Below are 18,978 nucleotides of genomic sequence, written 5' to 3' on the forward strand. Positions count from 1 at the left end.
CGCCCACCTCGAGCCGATATCAATTCGTTGGATCGGACAGTAGGTCGGGTTGGCGCGCTTCGCCGGGTGGCGCCGGAGCGTCGTCACCCGGCGAGCTCGACGACCTCCCCGGCGCGCGCGGTCGGAGCAGTGCGCGGGTCCATGCGAGTGGTATGCGCGCTCAAGGCGTCGACGTGGGAAAACCCGGCGGTAACATGATCAGGCGTACACGCGCGACGACTGGGGGCCGAGCCGTGAATGCACGAATCGATCTCGCCATCAGCCACGGGCTCAACGAACCGCCGCCCAGAGGCGGCAACCAACCCGACGGATTCCTGCACCGCGCCGCCGAGGCCCTCGCCCGGCGACTGCGCACCCGACGCCCCGGGCGGCGGCTGGTGACCTGACGAGGCTCCCGCCTCGACGCCCGCGCGGGACTCGGCGGCCCCGCCGGATCCGCGGGCTCAGAACAGCCGGTACTCGTCGGGCTCGATCCCGCGCAGCTTCTCGTAGTCCAGGACCACGCAACGGATGCCGCGGTCCTCGGCCAGCGTCCGGGCCTGCGGCTTGATCTGCTGCGCGGCGAAGATGCCCGTCACCGGGGCCAGCAGCGGATCGCGGTTGAGCAGCTCCAGGTAGCGGGTCAACTGCTCGACCCCGTCGATCTCACCGCGCCGCTTGATCTCCACCGCCACGCTCGCGCCCGAGGAGTCCCGGCACATCAGGTCCACCGGTCCGATCGCCGTCGGGTACTCCCGCCGCACCAGCGACCAGCCGTCACCGAGCGTCGTCACGTGCTCGGCCAGCAGCTCCTGCAGGTGCGCCTCCACCCCGTCCTTGACCAGGCCGGGCTCCGCGCCGAGCTCGTGCCGGGAATCGTGCAGCACCTCGTCCAGGCTGATCACCAGCTTCTCGCCGGCCTTGTTCTGCACCGTCCACACGCCCGGGTCCTCGATCAGCCAGCACGGCGGGCTCATCCAGTTCAGCGGCTTGTAAGCCCGGTCGTCCGAGTGCACCGACACCGAGCCATCGGACTTCACCAGCAGCAGGCGCTGCGCCATCGGCAGGTGCGCGGTGAGCCGCCCAATGTAGTCGACCTGGCAGCGGGCAATGACGAGTCGCACCCGGCACAGGGTACGGACGCCGATCTCCGGGCCCGCACCATCCCCCCGGCGAGCACCTGCCGGGATGGCAGCAGGGGAACCTTCCTGTCACGCATGACAGCAGGGGAACCTTCCTGTCACCCATGGCAACAAGGGAACCTTCCTCCCACCCGTGCGGCGGCTCATGCGTCCGGCACGATGACCGCATGGAGCAGACGAGCACCCGCGAGGTGTACGAGAACCCCTGGATGACCGTGCGCGAAGACCAGGTCCGGCGCGCCGACGGTTCACCGGGCGTCTACGGCGTGGTGGACAAGCCGGACTACGCCCTCGTCATCCCGCTCGAGGCCGGGCGGCTCCACCTGGTCGAGCAGTTCCGGTACCCGCTCGGGCTGCGCCGCTGGGAGTTCCCGCAGGGAACGGCACCGGACCGCGCCGACGTGCCCGTGGCCGAACTCGCCGCGCGCGAGCTGCGCGAGGAGACCGGGTTGCGCGCCGAGCACTTCACCGATCTCGGCACCCTCGACGTGGCGCCCGGACTCACCAGCCAGCGCGGGCGCGCCTTCCTGGCGACCGGGCTCACCGCGGGTGAGCACGAGCGCGAAGCCGAGGAGCAGGACATGCGGGCCGCCTGGTTCGACCGGGACGAGTTCGAGCGGATGATCCGCACCGGCGTGGTCACCGACGCGCAATCGATCGCCGCGTACCTGCTGCTCCGGCTGCACGAGCAGCAGCTCTGAGGTCAGTCGACGACGCGTTCGATCTCGGCACCGAGATCGCGCATGTTCTCGACGAAGTTCGGATAGCCCCGGTCGATGTGGAAGACGTCCCAGACCTCGGTCACGCCGTCGGCGCACAGCCCGGCCAACACCAACCCGACCCCCGCGCGGATGTCGGTGGCCCACACCGGGGCGCTGGAGAGCCGGTCGAGCCCGCGCACCACGGCGTGGTGGCCGTCCGTGCGAGCGTCAGCTCCCATCCGGACCAGTTCCTCGATGAAGCGGAAGCGCGACTCGAAGAGGTTCTCGGTGATCATGGAGGTGCCGTCGGCCACCGCTGACAGGGCCAACGCCATCGGCTGCAGGTCCGTCGGGAAGCCCGGGTAGGGCAGCGTCACGTAATCCACCGCGGTCGGTCGACGCCCCATGTCGACCCGGAAACCGTTGTCGTCGACGGCCACCTCGGCACCGGCGCTGCGCAGCTTCTCCAGGACCAGGTTCACGTGGCTCGGATCCACGCCGCGCACCGAGAGGTCCCCCCGCGTCGCCGCAGCGGCGAAAGCCCAGGTCGCGCCCACGATGCGGTCGCCGATTACCCGGTGTTCGACCGCGTTGAGCGCAGGCACGCCGTGCACCGTGAGCGTCGAGGTGCCCGCGCCCTCGATCTGGGCACCCATCTGCTGCAGCATCACGCACAGGTCGACGATTTCGGGCTCCCGCGCGGCATTGTCGATCATGGTGGTGCCTTCGGCGAGCACGGCGGCCATCAAGATGTTCTCGGTCGCGCCCACGCTCGGGAAGTCCAGCCAGATCTGCGCGCCCTTGAGGTTCTCCGCGCTCGCGACCACCGCACCGTGCTCGATGTGGCTGGTCGCACCGAGCTGCCGGAGGCCGTTCTGGTGCATGTCCAGCGGACGCGAGCCGATCGCGTCGCCACCCGGCAGGGTCACCACCGCACGGCGGCAACGGGCCACCAGCGGACCGAGCACGCACACCGACGCCCGCAGCTTGCCCATCGACGGCGAAATGGCTTCGTGGCTGATCTCGGCCGGGGTCGTGATGAACACCGTGGTCCCGTCGATGGACACCTCGCAGCCGAGGCTGCGGAGCACCTCGGCCATCAGCGGGACGTCCAGGATCTCCGGGCAGTTGGTGATCGTCGTCGTGCCCTCGGCCAGCAGTGCCGCCGCCATCAGCTTCAGCACGCTGTTCTTCGCGCCGACCACGTCGACTTCACCGACCAGTCGCGCGCCACCGTGTACCCGGAAGTGCTCACTCACGAGCACCGAGCGTACGGGCTGAGCTCCGTCTCCGTCGGGCCGGGCCCGCCCGCACCACCGGCCCCGTCCCGGGCCGAAGTGGCAGCAGGGGAACTTTCCTCCCACCTGTGACAGGAAGGTTCCCCTGCTGCCACCCACCACGCCGCGGACCGACCCGCCCGAGCAGAACGCGGCGAAACACCTGCGCACAGCCGCGCGGATTCGGCTCAGGAGGCGGCGGACGACCTTCGCCGAGCGCGACCGCCACCACGTCACGAGGGCTGCGAGCAGGGGAACTTTCCTCCCACCTGTGACAGGAAGGTTCCCCTGCTCACACCCCACCCGGGCGCGCCGGGCCGCATAGGGTGTCGGGCATGGCAGTCCACCTGACGAAGATCTACACGCGGGCCGGTGATGGCGGCACGACCCGCCTGTCCGACAACTCCACGGTGCACAAGACCGACCCACGCCTGATCGCCTACGCCGACGTGGACGAGACGAACTCGGTGATCGGTGTCGCCCTGGCCACCGCCGAGCTGGAGCAGGACGTGGTCGAGGTCTTGCGGGCCGTGCAGAACGACCTGTTCGACGTGGGCGCGGACCTGTCCACCCCGCTCGCGGAGGCACCGAAGTACCCGCCGCTGCGGATCGACCAGGGCTACGTCGACCGGCTCGAAGGCTGGTGCGACCGGTTCAACGAGCGGCTCGGCAAGCTCGACTCGTTCATCCTCCCCGGGGAACCCCGGGTGGCGCACTGCTGCACCAGGCCCGCTGCGTCGCCCGCCGCGCCGAGCGCTCGGCCTGGGCGCTGCTCGCCGCGGACGGCGAGCACACGGCTGAACTGCCCGCGAAGTACCTCAACCGGTTGTCCGACCTGCTGTTCATCCTGGCGAGGGTCGCCAACCCGGACGGCGACGTGCTGTGGAAGCCGGGCGGCAACGCCTGACCCGGTCCGGGGCCCGTGTGCGGGCGGGCCCCGCTAGATCTCCTTGGCGAAGCACCGGCTGAGCGGATCGTCGTGGTACGGACCGAACCCGTCGATGCGCTCGTACCCGCACGACCGGTACAGCGAGATGGCTTCCGGCTGCTGGGTCCCGGTCTCCAGCACGCACCGCTTGCCGCCGGCCAGCGCAGCGGTGCGTTCGATCTCGGCCAGCATCGCGCGCGCCGCCCCGCGACCGCGCGCCTCGGGCACGACGTACATCCGCTTGATCTCGACGTCGCCGTCCTGCAGCGCGGGATCGGACGGATCCGCCGTGCGCCAGCATCCGGAGGCGACCGGTCGACCTTCGAGGTACCCGAGGAGGAAGAGCCCGTTCGGCGGGCGGAAGTCGTCGGCATCGACCACCGTGACATCGCGAGCGCCGTAGCGGGTGACGTACTCCTGCTGCACCTCGTCGATCAGGTGCTGGGCGTCCTCGTGGTCGTAGTCGACGGGCGTGATGAGCACCTCGCGGAGTGTACCGGTGGCTCTTCCCCGCCCGACCCGCCAGGAAGCGTCCGGGCTGCGCACAGCAGCTCCGCATGCGACAGTCAGCGACACCCCGACGTCGAGGAGGGGACCATGTCGGCCTACCCGGACGAACCTCGCCCGGACGGCACACCCGAACCAGAGCAGCGGCGTTCCAACGGGGCCGCCGTCACCGCGGTCGTGCTCGGCGTCATCGGGTTGTTCTGCTGCTTCCTCATCGTCACCTCGGTGCTCGCCGTGGTCCTCGGCGTGATCGGCAGCATCTTCGGCGTCATCGCCCTCGGTGGCCTGCGCACCCGGCCGGACAGCTCGCGGGGGCTGGCCATCACGGGCCTGTGCTTGTCCGCCGTGGCCCTCATCGCCGGAGTCGCCGTCTCCGGTTCGCTCGCCGTCGTCACCCACGCCCACCCACTGCTGCCCGGCTGACGGCGAATGCGAGCAGGGGAACCTTCCTGTCACCGGTGAGAGGAAAGTTCCCCTGCTGTCATGAGTCGCAGGAAGGTCCCGCTGCTCCGCCAGTGGCACATGAGCATCCCCGTGGCCATCGGTGACAGAAAGGCGACCCTGCTGTCACCAGTGAGAGGAAAGTTCCCCTGCTGTCACCAGTGACAGAAAGGCGACCCTGCTGCCATCCGGGCAAGAAAAAAGCGGGGTCGGCAGACCCCGCTCGTGGTGTGCGGCCGGTATCAGGACGCCCAGGGCACCGATCGCCCGGGCGGAGCGGACTCGAGCCAGGACAGGAACCCGGTGAGGGCGTCCGCGCCCATTGCGAGCTCCAGCTCGGAGGATCGCCCGGTGAGGTCGAGGACGGTCGCGCCGGGCGGCATCGCGTAGCTCTCGGCCACGGAGGGCTCGCGGCGCTGGACGATCTCGACCTCGCGCCGGTTGACCACCCAGTTGGGGCCCGATCGCAGGCTCAGCACGCGATACCAGGCGAACTCCTCGCCCCGGTAGTGCGCGACGCCGAGGTGCCAGCCCCGGCCCCGGTCGTCCCTGGTGTCGCGGAGGGCGACGTCGATCCCCCCGACGCGCAGTTCGCGCAGGCGTCGCCACGCCAGCGTGGTGACGACCAGCGCCGCGCCGAACAGCAGCGCCAGCCCGATCACCGCGGACCACACGACCAGGGAGCCCATCGGGGTGCCCCGTCAGGCCGACTGGCCCGCTGCCCGCAACCGCGTCCGCGCTCGTGCCCGTTCCTGCTCGTCCTCGCTCTCGACGTCGGCCTTGGCCTGGCTGACGTCGATCTCGGTGGAAAGCTCGGCCTCCTCGGCGAGCACGCTCACGCCGTCGCCGGTGACCGACAGGAATCCGCCGTGGACCGCCGCGGTGACGGTCTCCTTCTCGGGCGTGGTGATCCGGACGACGCCGCCCTCGACGAGCTGACCCAGGACGGGTTCGTGCCCGGACAGGATGCCGATCTCGCCTTCGGTGGTCTGCGCGACCACCGAAGTCGCCTCCCCGGACCACAGGCGGCGCTCGACGGCGACCAGTTGGACGGACATGTTGGCCACGCGCGTCTCCTTTGTCGGGTGTCTGCCCGCAGTCTAGCCAATGCCTGCCGGGCGATCGTGACTGGCCGGGCCCGCCGCGGACGACGTCGGCCCGGTGCACGAAGGTCGGGGCCCCTGCGGCCCCGACCCCGATGCGCGGTCCCCGCCGCACCGAAGCGCGGCGGGGACCGGTGAGCTCAGCTCTCGGTGAGCTTCTTGTAGGCCTGCTCCAGGTCCTCCAGACCACCGATGGACAGGAACGCCTGCTCCGGGTAGTGGTCGAAGTCGCCGCGGCAGAGCTTGTCGAAGGCCTCGATGGTCTCCTTCAGCGAGACGAAGGAGCCCTCCTGGCCGGTGAACTGCTTGGCCACGAAGAAGTTCTGCGACAGGTAGCGCTCGATGCGACGCGCCCGCTGCACCGTCACCTTGTCCTCTTCGGACAGCTCGTCCATGCCGAGGATGGCGATGATGTCCTGCAGCTCCTTGTACTTCTGCAGGATCCGCTTGACCTCCTGGGCCACCCGGTAGTGCTCGTCGCCGACGATCGCCGGGTCGAGGATGGTGGAGCTGGAGGTCAGCGGGTCCACCGCCGGGTAGATGCCCTTCTGCGAGATGGACCGGGCCAGCTCGGTGGTGGCGTCCAGGTGGGCGAACGTCGTGGCGGGCGCCGGGTCGGTGTAGTCGTCCGCGGGGACGTAGATCGCCTGCATCGAGGTGATCGAGCGGCCCCGGGTCGAGGTGATCCGCTCCTGCAGCTCACCCATCTCGTCGGCCAGCGTCGGCTGGTAACCCACGGCGGAGGGCATCCGGCCCAGCAGGGTGGACACCTCCTGGCCCGCCTGGGTGAACCGGAAGATGTTGTCGATGAACAGCAGCACGTCCTGGTTCTGGACGTCGCGGAAATACTCCGCCATGGTCAGCGCGGACAGCGCGACCCGCATGCGGGTCCCCGGCGGCTCGTCCATCTGGCCGAACACCAGGGCGGTGTCGGCGAGCACGCCGGACTCCGCCATCTCGACCCAGAGGTCGTTGCCCTCGCGGGTGCGCTCGCCGACGCCGGCGAACACCGAGGTGCCGCCGAAGTTCTTGGCGACGCGGCGGATCATCTCCTGGATGAGCACCGTCTTGCCGACACCCGCACCGCCGAACAGGCCGATCTTGCCGCCCTGGACATACGGGGTGAGCAGGTCGATGACCTTGATGCCGGTCTCCAGCATCTCGGTCTTGCCCTCGAGCTTGTCGAAGCTCGGGGCCTTGCGGTGGATCTCCCACTTCTCGGCGTCCGAGCCGTAGCCCGGCTCGTCGAGGCAGTGGCCCAGCGCGTTGAACACGTGGCCCTTGACGATGTCGCCGACCGGGACGGAGATGCCGGTGCCGGTGTCGGCGACGGCCACGCCGCGCACCAGGCCCTGGGTGGGCTGCATCGAAATGGTCCGCACCACGGCGTCACCCAGGTGCTGGGCGACCTCCAGGGTGAGGGTCTTGGCCATGTCCTCAGCGGTGATGTCCACGGTGAGGGCGTTGTTGAGGTCCGGCACCTGGTCGCGCGGGAACTCGACGTCCACGACCGGGCCGAGGACGCGGACGACGCGCCCCGTGCCCGTCGCGGTGCTGGTGGCAGTAGCGGTCATGTCACTCACTTCCTGCTGACGAGAGCGCCTCGACTCCACCGACGATCTCGCTGATTTCCTGGGTGATCTGGGCCTGGCGTGCCTGGTTGGCCTCGCGGCTGAGCGTGCGCACCAGCTCGTCGGCGTTGTCGGTGGCCGACTTCATCGCCGTCCGGCGCGCGGCGTGCTCGGAGGCCGCCGCGTCCAGCAGGCCCGCGAACAACCGGGTCTTGATGTACTTGGGCAGCAGCGCGGCGAACAGGGTCTCGACATCGGGTTCGAAGTCGTACCCCGACTTGAGCGTCGTCCCCGAGTCGTACTCGACCTCCATCGGGGCGATCCGCCGGACCACCGGGGCCTGCGTGAGCATCGAGACGAACTCGGTGTGGACCATGTGCAGCTCGTCCACCCCCAGCGTACCGTCCGGACCACCGTCGTCGAGGTAGTCGTCGGCGCCCGCCAGGAACGCCTTGACCAGGTGCTCCCCGACGTCGGCGGCGTCGCCGTAGCCGGGCGAGTCGCTGAAGCCCGACCAGCTCGCCTCGATCGGCCGCTCCCGGAAGCGGTAGTACGACTCGCCCTTGCGGCCGATCACGTACAGCACCGGGGTCTTGCCCTGCTCGCGCAGCATCGACTGCAGCTCTTCGGCCGCGCGGATCACGTTGGCGTTGTAGCCGCCGCAGAACCCGCGGTCGCTGGTGACCACCAGCACCCCGGCCCGCTTGGGGTTGGAGCGCTCGGTCAGCAGCGGGTGGTCCAGCGTGCTCTGGTCGGCCAGGGCGGTGAGCACGTTGGTGATCTCGTCCGCGTACGGACGCGCCGCCTCGACCCTGGCCGTCGCCTTCGTGATGCGCGAGGTCGCGATGAGCTCCTGCGCCTTGGTGATCTTCCGGGTCGACGAGATCGACCGGATGCGATTCCGGAGTTCCCGAAGTTGAGCCATGGTCTACCCGGTCACTTCTTCGGGGCGGGGCGGTTGACCTTGACGGTCTCCTGCTCCACCGCGTCGGATTCCATCGCCTCGGCGTCCGGCTCGTTCAGGGGAGCGGAGGCGCCGGAGGCGGTGAACTGCTTCTTGAACTCCTCGACCGCGGAGACCAGGGTGCTCGCGCCGTCGTCGGACAGCTTGCCCGTCTCGACGATGTCCTTGAGCGCGGTCTCGTGGGTGCGCCGCATGTGCGCCAGGAACTCCTGCTCGAAGCGCGGCACGTCGCCCACCGGCACCGAGTCGAGGTGGCCCTTGGTCGCGATGTAAAGCGACACGACCTCCTCCTCGACCGGCAGCGGCTGCCCCTGGCCCTGCTTGAGGACCTGCATCAGGCGGGCACCGCGGTCGAGCTGCGCCTTGGAGGCGGCGTCGAGGTCCGAGGCGAACGCGGAGAAGGCCTCCAGCTCGCGGTACTGCGCGAGGTCCAGCCGCAGCGAACCGGTGACCGACTTCATCGCCTTGATCTGCGCCGAACCACCGACTCGGGACACCGAGATGCCGACGTCGATGGCGGGGCGCTGACCCGCGTTGAACAGGTCCGACTGCAGGAAGCACTGCCCGTCGGTGATGGAGATGACGTTGGTCGGGATGTAGGCCGACACGTCGTTGGCCTTGGTCTCGATGATCGGCAGACCCGTCATCGACCCGGCGCCCATCTCGTCGGAGAGCTTCGCGCAGCGCTCCAGCAGGCGCGAGTGCAGGTAGAAGACGTCGCCCGGGTAGGCCTCGCGGCCCGGCGGACGCCGCAGCAGCAGCGAAATCGCGCGGTAGGCCTCGGCCTGCTTGGTGAGGTCGTCGAAGACGATGAGGACGTGCTTGCCCTGGTACATCCAGTGCTGGCCCAGGGCCGAACCGGCGTAGGGGGCCAGCCACTTCAGACCGGGCGAGTCCGACGCGGGGGCGGCGACGATGGTGGTGTAGTCCATCGCACCGGCCTCTTCCAGCGACCGCTTCACGCCGGCGATCGTGGAGCCCTTCTGGCCGATCGCGACGTAGATGCAGCGGACCTGCTTCTCCGGGTCGCCGCTCTCCCAGTTGCCCTTCTGGTTCAGGATCGTGTCGACCGCGACCGTGGTCTTGCCGGTCTTGCGGTCACCGATGATCAGCTGGCGCTGGCCGCGACCGATGGGGGTCATCGAGTCGATGGCCTTGATGCCGGTCTGCATCGGCTCGCTCACGCCCTGGCGCTGCACGACCGTCGCGGCCTGCAGCTCCAGCGGGCGCTCGGCCTCGGCGCTGACCTCGCCGAGACCGTCGATCGGCTCGCCCAGCGGGTTGACCACACGACCGAGGAAGCCGTCGCCGACCGGGACCGACATCACCTTGCCGGTCCGCTTGACCTCCTGGCCCTCCTCGATCTTCTCGGTCTCGCCGAGGACGACGGCACCGATCTCCTGGGACTCCAGGTTCATCGCGACGCCGTAGATGCCGCCCGGGAACTCCAGCAGCTCCTCGGTCATCACCGAAGGCAGACCCTCGACATGGGCGATGCCGTCACCGGTATCGGTGACGACCCCGACCTCCTCGCGGCTGACCTCCGGGGAGTAGCTGGAGACGTACTTCTCGATCGCACTGCGGATCTCGTCCGACGAGATCGTCAGCTCCGCCATGTCTCAGTCCTGCTCTCGGTTCGTTCGTGGAAGGGGGTTCGTGTTGCCGCCGCCCAGCCAGGGGCCGTCAGTCGGCGAGCTCGCGCCGGAGGGACTGCAGGCGTCCCGCGACGCTGCCGTCGATGACCTCGTCACCGACCCGGATCAGCAGTCCACCGACCACCTCGGGATCGATCTCGAGGTGCAGGGCGATCGGACGCGCGTAGATCCGCTGCAAGGTCCGCGACAGCCGGTCCTGCTGCTCGTCGGTGAGCGGCACGGCCGAGCGGATGTGCGCGACCGAACGTTCCCGGCGCTTGGCCGACAGGGCGGCCAGCTCCTCCAGGCCTTCGCTGACCCGACGACCGCGCGGGCGGGTGACGAGCTGCTCCACCAGGCTCAGGGTGACCGGCTCGACCTTGCCGTCGAGGAGCTGGTCCACGACAGCCTTCTTGCCCTCCACGGCGCCCGCGGGGTCCGACAGCAGCCGTTCCAGGTCGACCTGACCGCCGATGATCCGGCCGAGCCGGAACAGCTCGTCCTCGACGTCGTCGAGGCGGTCGGCGCGTTCGGCCTGCACCAGCAACGCGGTGCGGGCCATCCGCTCCAGCCCGGAGACCAGGTCGCCGGGCCCCGACCAGCGGGACCGAACGGCTTCGACGACCACCGGCAGCGCCCGGGCGCCGAGCTTGTCCGCCAACAGCCCGCGGGCCAGGTCTTCCCTGGACCGCGGGTCGGTGGAGGCATCGGCCAGCGCCCGCCGCAACGTGGACTCGCGGCCCAGCAGAGCGGCGACGCCGAACAGCTCGTCGGCGAGCCCGGTGATCTCCGCGGCCTGGGCCCCGTCGGTGGCCTGCAGCAACTGCAGCTCGGTGGCTGCCAGCGCCTCACGGCTCGCGGCGTTCACGAGGGTGCTCAACTCTCAGCGCCTTTCACTTGATCAGGCTTGGGCCGATCCCGAAGCCGGGGCCGAAGCGGTCTCCAGCTCGTCGAGGAACCGGTCGACGGTCCCGCGCCGGCGGGCCTCGTCCTCCAGGGATTCCCCGACCACGCGACCGGCCAGCTCGACCGCGTGCCGACCGAGGTCGGCGCGCAGCTCGGCCACGATCTGGGCGCGCTGCGCCGCGAGCTGGGACTGGCCCTGGTTGACGATCCGCTCCGACTCCGCCTGGGCCTGGGTGCGCATCTCCTCGAGGATCTGCTGGCCTTCGGCGCGTGCGTCGTCGCGGATCCGGGCGGCTTCGGCACGGGCTTCGGCGAGCTGGGACTTGTACTGCTCCAGCGTCCGCTGCGCCTCGGCCTGGGCCGCCTCGGCCTTGGCGATGCCCCCCTCGATCCGCTCGCTGCGCTCGGCGTACACCTTCTCGAAGCGAGGGACGGCGTACTTCCAGAGCACGAACAGCAGCAGGAGGAAGGCGATCAGGCCGACAATGATCTCCGACGTCGCCGGCAGGATCGGGTTGTGCTCACCTGCCGCCGCCAGAATCTGCGTCTTCACCACAAGGTCTCCCTAAGCGTGGAGTCTGACTCAGGCATTGGAGGCGATGAAGTACAAGACCAGGCCGAGCAGCGCCAGCACCTCGACCAGCACGAAGGAGATGTAGGCGATGCCGCGGAGCTGGCCCTCGGCCTCCGGCTGCCGGGCGGTGCCGTTGATGACGGCGGCCCAGATCATGCCGACACCGATGGCGGCACCGATGGCGCTCAGGCCGTACCCGATCGCGGCCAGACCCGGGTTGAGGTTCACGGCTTCGGCGGCCTGCGCAAGAACGATGTTGCTCACTTTCACTACCTTTCAACTCGGTCCGCAGAACTTGCGGATCGGAGGTCTTGGTCTTCTCTCAGTGGCCCTCGGACAGCGCCGCACCGATGAAGTTGGCGGTCAGCAGCGCGAAGATGTATGCCTGGAGCACCTGGATCAAGGCCTCGACGAAGGTCAAGGCAATGGCGAAGGCGAAGGCGACGATCGAGATGGGCTTGAACCCCGCGCTCGCCTCGAGGAGCAGGTATTCACCGCCGAGGATGAACACGAGCAGCATGAGGTGGCCGGCGAACATCGCTGCGAAGACTCGGATCGCCAGCGCCAGCGGCTGAGCGACGAACTTCTGCAGGAACTCGATGGGCGCCAGGATGACGTAGATGGCCTTCGGCACGCCCGGCGGGAACATGACGTGCTTGAAGTAGCCGAGGAACCCGTGCCGCCTGAATCCCGCTCCGTGGAACACCACGTAGACCACGAGCATCAGCGCGACCGGGAAACCGATCTTGGACATCGTGGGGAACTGGAGGAACGGCACGATGCCGAAGATGTTGTTCACCAGCACGAAGGTGAACAGGGCGAAGATCAGCGGGACGAACGGGCGGAAGTCCTTGGCGCCGATCTGGTCGCGGGCGATCGAGTCCCGGCTGAAGCCGTAGAGGAACTCCGCCGCGAACTGGTTCTTGGTGGGCACCACCTTGAGGTTGCGGGTGGAGACCACGAAGTACGCGGCGATCAGCACAGCCGAAATCGCGACCAGCACCATCGGCTTGGTGATTCCGCCTACGATCGGCGGGAGGACAAAACTATCGGCACCTGGCGGTACGAACTGCCCGCCCTCGGCCATCACCAGCGTGCCCAACTGGGCTCCTTCCGGTTCTCCCGACCGAGGTCGCTCGATCGGGGGAATCGTCACGATTTGCACTTAACGTACCTGATACCTGATCGGGTTGCGGAGGGGCCTCTCCGGGGATCTGGTCACGGACACGGGGAGCTCGCAAGTCCGCCCTCGCGGTGAGGTGGTCGTCCTCCCGGGACAAGGTACCAGCGGGTAATCCGCCGTCCCGCACGGGATCCGGGGCGCGGAGCACGACGGACACCGAGGTCAGGAGTCGGGGATGACGGTCGGGGTCCGGGTCCGGCGGAACGCGACCAGCTGGGCCGCCGCCCAGACGAGCACCATCACGCCGAACGTGGCGGCCAGCGTCCCGGAGTGCACCGCGTCCACCCCGCTCAGCGCCGACATGGTGAGCAACAGCACGAACATCTTGACGAAGAACCCGCCGAGCACCGCGCCCATCGCCATCGACGGGGCCATCGGCGCGGTCACCCGCATCAGACCCATCGTGAACAGCGATGCCCCGGTGGTCACCACCCCTGCGGTCACCGCCGCGGCGATCCCCGGCACCCCGGCCACGGCGAAGCCGATCGCGGCGGCGATCAGGACGGTGCCGCCGACCGGCAGCGCGGCCGTGCGCAGCATCGCGTCCGACAGCGTGCGGACCGTCTGCGCGTGCGGGTTCACCCGCGGCGCGTCGGCGTCCTCCGACGGCTCGTGGGCCGGCCTGTCCGTGTCGTCGCTCATCTGCTCTCTCGATCGGCTCGGGTCCGCATCCGGGGAATCACCGAGATGATAGCGGCCACGACGACTCCCAGTCCGACGACCCACGCGACCAGCACCGCGTTGAACAGCGTCAACGACACCGCGCCGAAGGCGATCACCGCCGCCCACAGGTAGATCAGCAGCACCGCGCGGCGCTGCGAGTGGCCGATCTCCAGCAGCCGGTGGTGCAGGTGCATCTTGTCCGCGTGGAACGGGCTCTTGCCCGCGCGGGTCCGGCGCACCACCGCCATGATCAGGTCCAGCAGCGGCACGAACAGCACCGCGGCCACCACCAGCAGCGGGGACAGCAGGGCGATCGTGTCGGTCGGGTTCTGCGCCAGGTAGTCCATCTTCCCCGACGCGGTCGTGCTCGCGGTGGCCAGCATCAGGCCGATCAGCATCGAACCCGAATCGCCCATGAAGATCTTCGCGGGCTGGAAGTTGTGCGGCAGGAAGCCCAGGCACGCACCCGCGATGGTCGCCGCGATCAGCGCCGGCGGGTAGGCGTTGACGTCACCGTCCTGCCGGTCCAGCAGGCCCAGGCAGAACACGCAGGTGGCGCTCGCCGCGACCAGCCCGATCCCGGACGCCAGCCCGTCCAGCCCGTCCACGAAGTTCATCGCGTTGACCATCGCCACGATGAGCAGCACGGTCAGCAGCTGGCCCTGGTTCGTGCCCAGTGCGAGGTACTGGCCGAGCTGGTCCTCGGTCCCGCCCCACGGCACCCACAGCATGAACCACTGCACGCCGAACAGCACCAGGATGCCCGCCGCCGTCACCTGCCCCGCGAGCTTGGTCAGCGAATCCATCTCGAACCGGTCGTCCAAGGCGCCGACCAGCACGATCAGCGCACCCGCGAGCACCACCGCCACCGCGTCCCGCGAGTAGTCGAAACCGCGCGACAACGCGGGCAGGTTGCTCGCCAGGAACATGGCCGCCAGCACCCCGCCGTACATCGCCACGCCACCCATCCGGGGTATCGGCTTGACGTGCACATCGCGCTGCCGCGGGTACGCCACCGCGCCCAACCGGATCGCCACCAACCGGACCAACCCGGTCAGCAGGAACGTGACCGCCGCAGCGGTGAGCAGGACCAGCAGGTACTCCCGCGCGGGGAGACCGACGGAGACCCAACCAGGGAAATTGTCCATGCCGGTGGCTCACCCTCGTCGTTCTGCGGCGAGCGGCAGATCGCTGTCCGGCCCCCAGAACGGAATGTTCACACTCGGCGCTCCTCACCGCTGTCCACTCGGCGCATCCGGGGAGTAACGCTATCGGCCCGCCGATGGGCGGTCGCCACCGGTCCGCCGTCCTCGCCGACGCTCCCGGTGAGCGGGCTGCGAGCAGGGGAACCTTCCTGTCACCCCACAGCTGGTCCCCCGGTTGGTCCGCCGTGCACCGCCCCGGGGATGGCAGCAGGGGAACCTTCCTGTCACAGATGACAGGAGGGGAACCTTCCTGTCACCGCCCGGCGCCCGATCCCGACGCACCATCCCGTGCTGGTTCGGTGGCAGCAGGGGAACCTTCCTGTCACCAGTGGGAGGAAGGTTCCCCTGCTGTCACGCACCCGGCTCAGGAAGCGGGCTCGACCTCCACGCCGAGCACTTCGGACAGCTCGGCGAGCGGCACGGCGCCCTCGCGCAGCACGCGCGGCTGCCCCTGGGTGAGATCGACGATCGTGGACGCGACCGATTCCCCGGAGGGTCCCGCGTCGAGGTAGATCGAGACCGAATCACCGAGCTGCTCCTCGGCCTCGCCCGCGGTGGCGGCCGCGGGCAGACCGCTGCGGTTGGCGCTGGAGACGGCCATCGGTCCGACCTCCCGCAGCAGCTCCAGCGCGACCGGGTGCAGCGGCATCCGCAGGTTCACCGTGCCGCGGGTGTTGCCGAGGTCCCAGGACAGCGACGGCGCTTGCGGCAGCACGATGGACAGTCCACCCGGCCAGAACGCCTCGATCAGCGCCCGAGCCGACCGCGGCACGGACATCACCAGGCCGTCCAGCGTGGACCAGGAGCCGACCAGGACCGGCACCGGCATGTCCCGTCCACGGCCCTTGGCCGCCAGCAGCGCGGCCACGGCGTTGGAGTCGAAGGCGTCCGCACCGATGCCGTACACCGTGTCGGTGGGCAGGACCACGAGCCCACCCGCGCGGACCGTGTTCGCCGCGGCGGACAGGCCGGACGCGCGGCTTTCGGGACGACTGCAGTCGTAGACAGTGCTCACACCTCGATACTGGCACGCGCGGATGCACCTCGTTCGGGTGGTGCGGGTAGCGACCGCCGAGGAGTTCGCCCGATGCGGAGGCCCGGCTCGGGCACGATTCGAAGCGCGTTGTTCACTTCCGAGACAAGTTGCGCACGTCACCATCGCCGACCGCAACGCCCGGGCCGCCTCGGACGTCTGCCACCCGGTACCCGTGACGTGCCGCACCGCGCACATCGACCACTCGAGAGAGCACGAGGAGACGACGATGACCGCCCCACCCGAGGGTGTCGAGGTCGACCACATCGAGTTCCCCGCCGGGAAGATCCGGTATTACCGCGCGGGACTATCCGGGCCTGCGATCGTCCTCCTCCACGGCGGCGGTCCGGACAACGCGCTGCTGAGCTGGCGCCACGCCATTCCGGTGCTCGCGGTCGACCACCAGGTGTACGCACCTGACCTCCCCGGGCAGGGCGGCAGCATCCCGTGGCACGGGCGCGCGAACCAGCGCACCTTCGAAGAGGTCCTGCGCTGGCTGCTGGACGCGTGGCAGGTCCCGGACGCGGCGCTGGTCGGGCTGTCGATGGGCGCGAGCGTCGCCACCGGTTTCACCCTGCGCAACCCGCAGCGGGTACGCGGGCTCGTCCTGGTCGACCCGATGGGTGTCCAACACCGGCTCAACCAACACCTGCTCGCCTACCTCGCGCTGCGCTCGCGCTTCGCCGGGCCGCTGGCGGCCAAGCTGCTGGGGATGAGTCAAGGACTCGTGCGACGGGTCTTGAAGTCGGTGATGTTCAGCGACCCGTCGCAGGTCAGGGACCTGGCACAGATCATCGACGAGGTGCGGACCGAAGCCCGCGACCGCGGGTCGATCTTCGCGGACTGGCATCACGACACCATCGGCAGCCGTTCGATGCGGATCAACCACCTGCCCCTGCTCGACCAGGTGCGGTGCCCGACGATGGTCATCCAGGGCGACTCGGACGCGCTGGTGCCCGCCGCCGCGGGGCAGGACACCGCCGGCGCCATCCCGGACGCGTCGCTGCGGGTCATCGGTGGCGCCGGGCATTGGCCCAACCGGGAGCGGCCGAACGAGTTCAACGCGGCGCTGCGCGAGTTCGTGAACGCACGGTCCTGAACGTGGCAGCAGGGGAACCTTCCTCGCACCAGTGACAGGAAGGTTCCCCTGCTGCCACCCATGACAGGAAGGTTCCCCTGCTCACATCGGCGGATCCGTGCGGCGGGCCGTGGCGAAGCGGGGGCGTCCGGCGAGGTCGGGATGCTCCTGCACGTCGGTGAGCACCCGGCGGGCGGTGAGCAGCGCGGGCACCGAGCCGCCGTGGGTGTCGTCGTGCTCGATCGCGACGCCGCCCCCGGGGCGCAGCAGCCGGGCGGCGCAGGTCACGACGTGCCGCACCACGTCGAGCCCGTCGCGGCCGCCGAAGACGGCGGCGTGCGGGTCGTGGTGGCCCACCTCCGGCGGCACCGGAGACCCCTCCGGGACGTACGGCGGGTTGCAGAGCACGAGGTCGACGCGGCCTTCGAGGTCGGCGAGCAGCGCCGGGTCGGCGACATCCCCGGCGTGCAGGGTGACGGCGGTGTCCCCGGCTTCCGAACAGCGCTGGGCGTTGCGCCGTGCCCACGCCAGCGCCGCGGGGTCCTTCTCGACGACGTGCACGGTGGCGTCCGGTCTGCTGTGCGCGGCCGCCAGGCCGAGCGCCCCCGAACCGGTGCACAGGTCGACGACGGTGGGCCGCGCCACGCTGTCGAGCAGGCCGAGCCCCCAGGCGAGCAGCAGTTCGGTCTCCGGCCGCGGGATGAAGACCCGGGGCCCACTTCGAGGGAGACCCCGGCCAGCGCCGCCTGGCCGGTGAGGTGCTGCAGCGGCACCCGGGCGGCGCGGCGGTGCACCAGGTCCCGCAGCGCGTCGACCATCGGCGGGTCTACCAGCGGCACCATCATGAGCTTGGTGCGTTCGACGCCGAGCAGGTGCGCCGCGAGCAGCTCCGCGTCGGTGCGCGGGCTGTCCACCCCGGCGGCCGCGAGCGCGCGCTCCGCGTCGAGGATGGCCAGGCGCAGTGGTTGGCGGGTCACGTGCGCAAGCTTAGAGCGGGGGCTCAGGCGGTAGCCGACAGCCGCTGGGCGCGGTCGGCGGCGACGAGGGCGCCCAGCACCGCGTCGAGGTCGCCGTCGAGGACGTGGTCGAGGTTGTAGGCCTTGTAGTTGACGCGGTGGTCGGAGATCCGGTTCTCCGGGAAGTTGTAAGTGCGCACCCGCTCGGAGCGGTCGACGGTGCGGACCTGGCTGCGGCGGGTCTCCGCGGCCTCCCGTTCGGCCTCCTCCTCGGCGAGGGCCTGCAACCTCGCGGTGAGCACCTGGATGGCCCGCTGCTTGTTCTGGAGCTGCGACTTCTCGTTCTGGCAGGACACCACGATGCCGGTCGGCAGGTGGGTGATGCGCACCGCCGAGTCGGTGGTGTTCACGCTCTGCCCGCCGGGACCCGACGACCGGTAGACGTCGATCCGGAGGTCCTTCTCGTCGACCTCCACCTCGACGTCCTCCGGCTCGGGGTAGACCAGGACACCTGCCGCGGACGTGTGCACCCGGCCCTGCGATTCGGTGACCGGCACCCGCTGAACCCGGTGCACCCCGCCCTCGTACTTCATCTTCGACCAAACGCCGTCCGGGGTCGTCTCCCCCGACTTGCCCTTGATCGCCACCGTGGCGTCCTTGTAGCCGCCGAGGTCGGATTCGGTGGCGTCGAGGACGTCCGCGCGCCATCCCTGCCGCTCGGCGAACCTCAGGTACATCCGGAGGAGGTCGCCGGCGAACAGCGCGGACTCCTCCCCGCCTTCCCCGGACTTGACCTCCAGGAGCACGTCGGAACCGTCGTGCGGGTCGCGCGGCAGGAGCAGTTCGGTGAGCTTGGTCTCCAGTTCCGGGATCGCCGCGGCGAGGCGGTCGGCCTCCTCCGCGAACGCCGAGTCCTCAGCGGCCAGCTCCCGGGCGGTGGTGAGATCCGAACGGCTCACGTCGAGTTCGCGGGCGGTCCGCACGATCGGCGCCAGCTCCGCGTAGCGGCGGCCGAGCTTGCGAGCCGTGCCCTGGTCGGCGTGCACGGCCGGGTCTGCGAGACGCTGTTCCAGCTCCGCGTACTCGGTGAGCAAGGTTTCGAGCTTCGATGTCTCCACTGACGACCCTTCTGT

At 69.8% G+C, this 18,978-nt stretch carries 20 protein-coding genes and 2 pseudogenes; 5 read left to right on the forward strand and 17 right to left on the reverse strand.

Annotated elements, in window-relative coordinates; translation table 11 throughout:
- The first annotated feature begins 233 nt into the window (after nt 1-233).
- Nucleotides 234-386: a hypothetical protein gene (locus ACQP0T_RS22735; protein ID WP_433869891.1), complete on the forward strand. Its 153-nt coding sequence runs from the start codon at nt 234-236 to the stop codon at nt 384-386.
- A gap of 57 nt (nt 387-443) precedes the next feature.
- On the opposite strand, the gene nucS is transcribed toward ACQP0T_RS22735, so the two are convergent.
- Nucleotides 444-1,103 (reverse strand): endonuclease NucS, encoded by a 660-nt coding sequence (gene nucS / locus ACQP0T_RS22740; RefSeq protein ID WP_345367676.1) that lies wholly within the window; start codon nt 1,101-1,103, stop codon nt 444-446.
- Between the two features lie 185 nt (nt 1,104-1,288).
- On the opposite strand from nucS, the gene ACQP0T_RS22745 reads away from it, so the two are divergent.
- Nucleotides 1,289-1,822 (forward strand): NUDIX domain-containing protein, encoded by a 534-nt coding sequence (locus ACQP0T_RS22745; RefSeq protein WP_433869892.1) that lies wholly within the window; start codon nt 1,289-1,291, stop codon nt 1,820-1,822.
- Nucleotides 1,823-1,824: 2 nt separating this feature from the next.
- Here the strand turns inward: ACQP0T_RS22745 and murA are convergent, their stop codons facing one another.
- On the reverse strand, nt 1,825-3,081 hold the full coding sequence (gene murA, locus ACQP0T_RS22750) for a UDP-N-acetylglucosamine 1-carboxyvinyltransferase (RefSeq protein WP_345367672.1): 1,257 nt from the start codon (nt 3,079-3,081) through the stop codon (nt 1,825-1,827).
- A gap of 353 nt (nt 3,082-3,434) precedes the next feature.
- Between murA and ACQP0T_RS22755 the strand changes: the two are divergent.
- Nucleotides 3,435-4,006: pseudogene (locus ACQP0T_RS22755) on the forward strand (cob(I)yrinic acid a,c-diamide adenosyltransferase).
- A 33-nt stretch (nt 4,007-4,039) separates the two neighbouring features.
- Here the strand turns inward: ACQP0T_RS22755 and ACQP0T_RS22760 are convergent.
- Nucleotides 4,040-4,510 (reverse strand): GNAT family N-acetyltransferase, encoded by a 471-nt coding sequence (locus ACQP0T_RS22760; protein WP_433869893.1) that lies wholly within the window; start codon nt 4,508-4,510, stop codon nt 4,040-4,042.
- A gap of 114 nt (nt 4,511-4,624) precedes the next feature.
- Between ACQP0T_RS22760 and ACQP0T_RS22765 the strand changes: the two genes are divergently transcribed.
- Nucleotides 4,625-4,957 carry a DUF4190 domain-containing protein gene (locus ACQP0T_RS22765; RefSeq protein ID WP_433869894.1) on the forward strand — a complete coding sequence of 111 codons (333 nt, stop codon included), beginning with the start codon at nt 4,625-4,627 and terminating at the stop codon, nt 4,955-4,957.
- 260 nt (nt 4,958-5,217) lie between these two features.
- Here the strand turns inward: ACQP0T_RS22765 and ACQP0T_RS22770 are convergent, their stop codons facing one another.
- From ACQP0T_RS22770 to ACQP0T_RS22825, 12 genes are all read right to left on the reverse strand, one after another.
- Entirely contained in the window at nt 5,218-5,664 is a 447-nt protein-coding gene (locus tag ACQP0T_RS22770) for a DUF2550 domain-containing protein (protein WP_345367666.1), read from the reverse strand.
- A gap of 12 nt (nt 5,665-5,676) precedes the next feature.
- Entirely contained in the window at nt 5,677-6,042 is a 366-nt protein-coding gene (locus ACQP0T_RS22775) for a F0F1 ATP synthase subunit epsilon (protein WP_433869895.1), read from the reverse strand.
- A gap of 176 nt (nt 6,043-6,218) precedes the next feature.
- Nucleotides 6,219-7,652: a F0F1 ATP synthase subunit beta gene (gene atpD / locus ACQP0T_RS22780; RefSeq protein WP_345367663.1), complete on the reverse strand. Its 1,434-nt coding sequence runs from the start codon at nt 7,650-7,652 to the stop codon at nt 6,219-6,221.
- Nucleotide 7,653: 1 nt separating this feature from the next.
- The gene (locus tag ACQP0T_RS22785) at nt 7,654-8,574 is read right to left on the reverse strand and encodes a F0F1 ATP synthase subunit gamma (protein ID WP_345367661.1); all 921 of its coding nucleotides are present in this window, start codon (nt 8,572-8,574) and stop codon (nt 7,654-7,656) included.
- Nucleotides 8,575-8,585: 11 nt separating this feature from the next.
- Entirely contained in the window at nt 8,586-10,229 is a 1,644-nt protein-coding gene (gene atpA / locus ACQP0T_RS22790; RefSeq protein WP_433869896.1) for a F0F1 ATP synthase subunit alpha, read from the reverse strand.
- 67 nt (nt 10,230-10,296) lie between these two features.
- On the reverse strand, nt 10,297-11,127 hold the full coding sequence (locus ACQP0T_RS22795) for a F0F1 ATP synthase subunit delta (protein ID WP_345367657.1): 831 nt from the start codon (nt 11,125-11,127) through the stop codon (nt 10,297-10,299).
- Nucleotides 11,128-11,148: 21 nt separating this feature from the next.
- Complete coding sequence (locus ACQP0T_RS22800) at nt 11,149-11,706, reverse strand: F0F1 ATP synthase subunit B (protein ID WP_369774691.1); 558 nt, start codon at nt 11,704-11,706, stop codon at nt 11,149-11,151.
- 30 nt (nt 11,707-11,736) lie between these two features.
- Nucleotides 11,737-11,991 (reverse strand): ATP F0F1 synthase subunit C, encoded by a 255-nt coding sequence (locus ACQP0T_RS22805; RefSeq protein ID WP_433869897.1) that lies wholly within the window; start codon nt 11,989-11,991, stop codon nt 11,737-11,739.
- 58 nt (nt 11,992-12,049) lie between these two features.
- Entirely contained in the window at nt 12,050-12,829 is a 780-nt protein-coding gene (gene atpB / locus ACQP0T_RS22810; RefSeq protein WP_433869898.1) for a F0F1 ATP synthase subunit A, read from the reverse strand.
- A gap of 243 nt (nt 12,830-13,072) precedes the next feature.
- Nucleotides 13,073-13,552: a hypothetical protein gene (locus tag ACQP0T_RS22815; RefSeq protein ID WP_433869899.1), complete on the reverse strand. Its 480-nt coding sequence runs from the start codon at nt 13,550-13,552 to the stop codon at nt 13,073-13,075.
- Complete coding sequence (locus ACQP0T_RS22820; protein ID WP_433869900.1) at nt 13,549-14,721, reverse strand: glycosyltransferase family 4 protein; 1,173 nt, start codon at nt 14,719-14,721, stop codon at nt 13,549-13,551. The genes ACQP0T_RS22815 and ACQP0T_RS22820 overlap by 4 nt, the downstream gene beginning before the upstream one ends.
- Before the next feature lie 421 nt (nt 14,722-15,142).
- The gene (locus ACQP0T_RS22825; RefSeq protein ID WP_433869901.1) at nt 15,143-15,793 is read right to left on the reverse strand and encodes an L-threonylcarbamoyladenylate synthase; all 651 of its coding nucleotides are present in this window, start codon (nt 15,791-15,793) and stop codon (nt 15,143-15,145) included.
- Between the two features lie 247 nt (nt 15,794-16,040).
- On the opposite strand from ACQP0T_RS22825, the gene ACQP0T_RS22830 reads away from it, so the two are divergent.
- Entirely contained in the window at nt 16,041-16,910 is an 870-nt protein-coding gene (locus ACQP0T_RS22830) for an alpha/beta fold hydrolase (RefSeq protein WP_433869902.1), read from the forward strand.
- An 81-nt stretch (nt 16,911-16,991) separates the two neighbouring features.
- On the opposite strand, the pseudogene prmC reads toward ACQP0T_RS22830, so the two are convergent.
- Together prmC and prfA are read right to left on the reverse strand one after the other, a co-directional pair.
- Nucleotides 16,992-17,866 (reverse strand): annotated as a pseudogene (gene prmC, locus ACQP0T_RS22835) (peptide chain release factor N(5)-glutamine methyltransferase).
- A 23-nt stretch (nt 17,867-17,889) separates the two neighbouring features.
- Nucleotides 17,890-18,963, reverse strand: coding sequence for a peptide chain release factor 1 (gene prfA, locus ACQP0T_RS22840; RefSeq protein WP_345367641.1), 1,074 nt, complete (start codon nt 18,961-18,963; stop codon nt 17,890-17,892).
- Nucleotides 18,964-18,978 lie beyond the last annotated feature (15 nt).

It is taken from the genome of Saccharopolyspora sp. CA-218241 (assembly GCF_050954615.1).
Classification (GTDB): domain Bacteria; phylum Actinomycetota; class Actinomycetes; order Mycobacteriales; family Pseudonocardiaceae; genus Saccharopolyspora; species Saccharopolyspora cebuensis.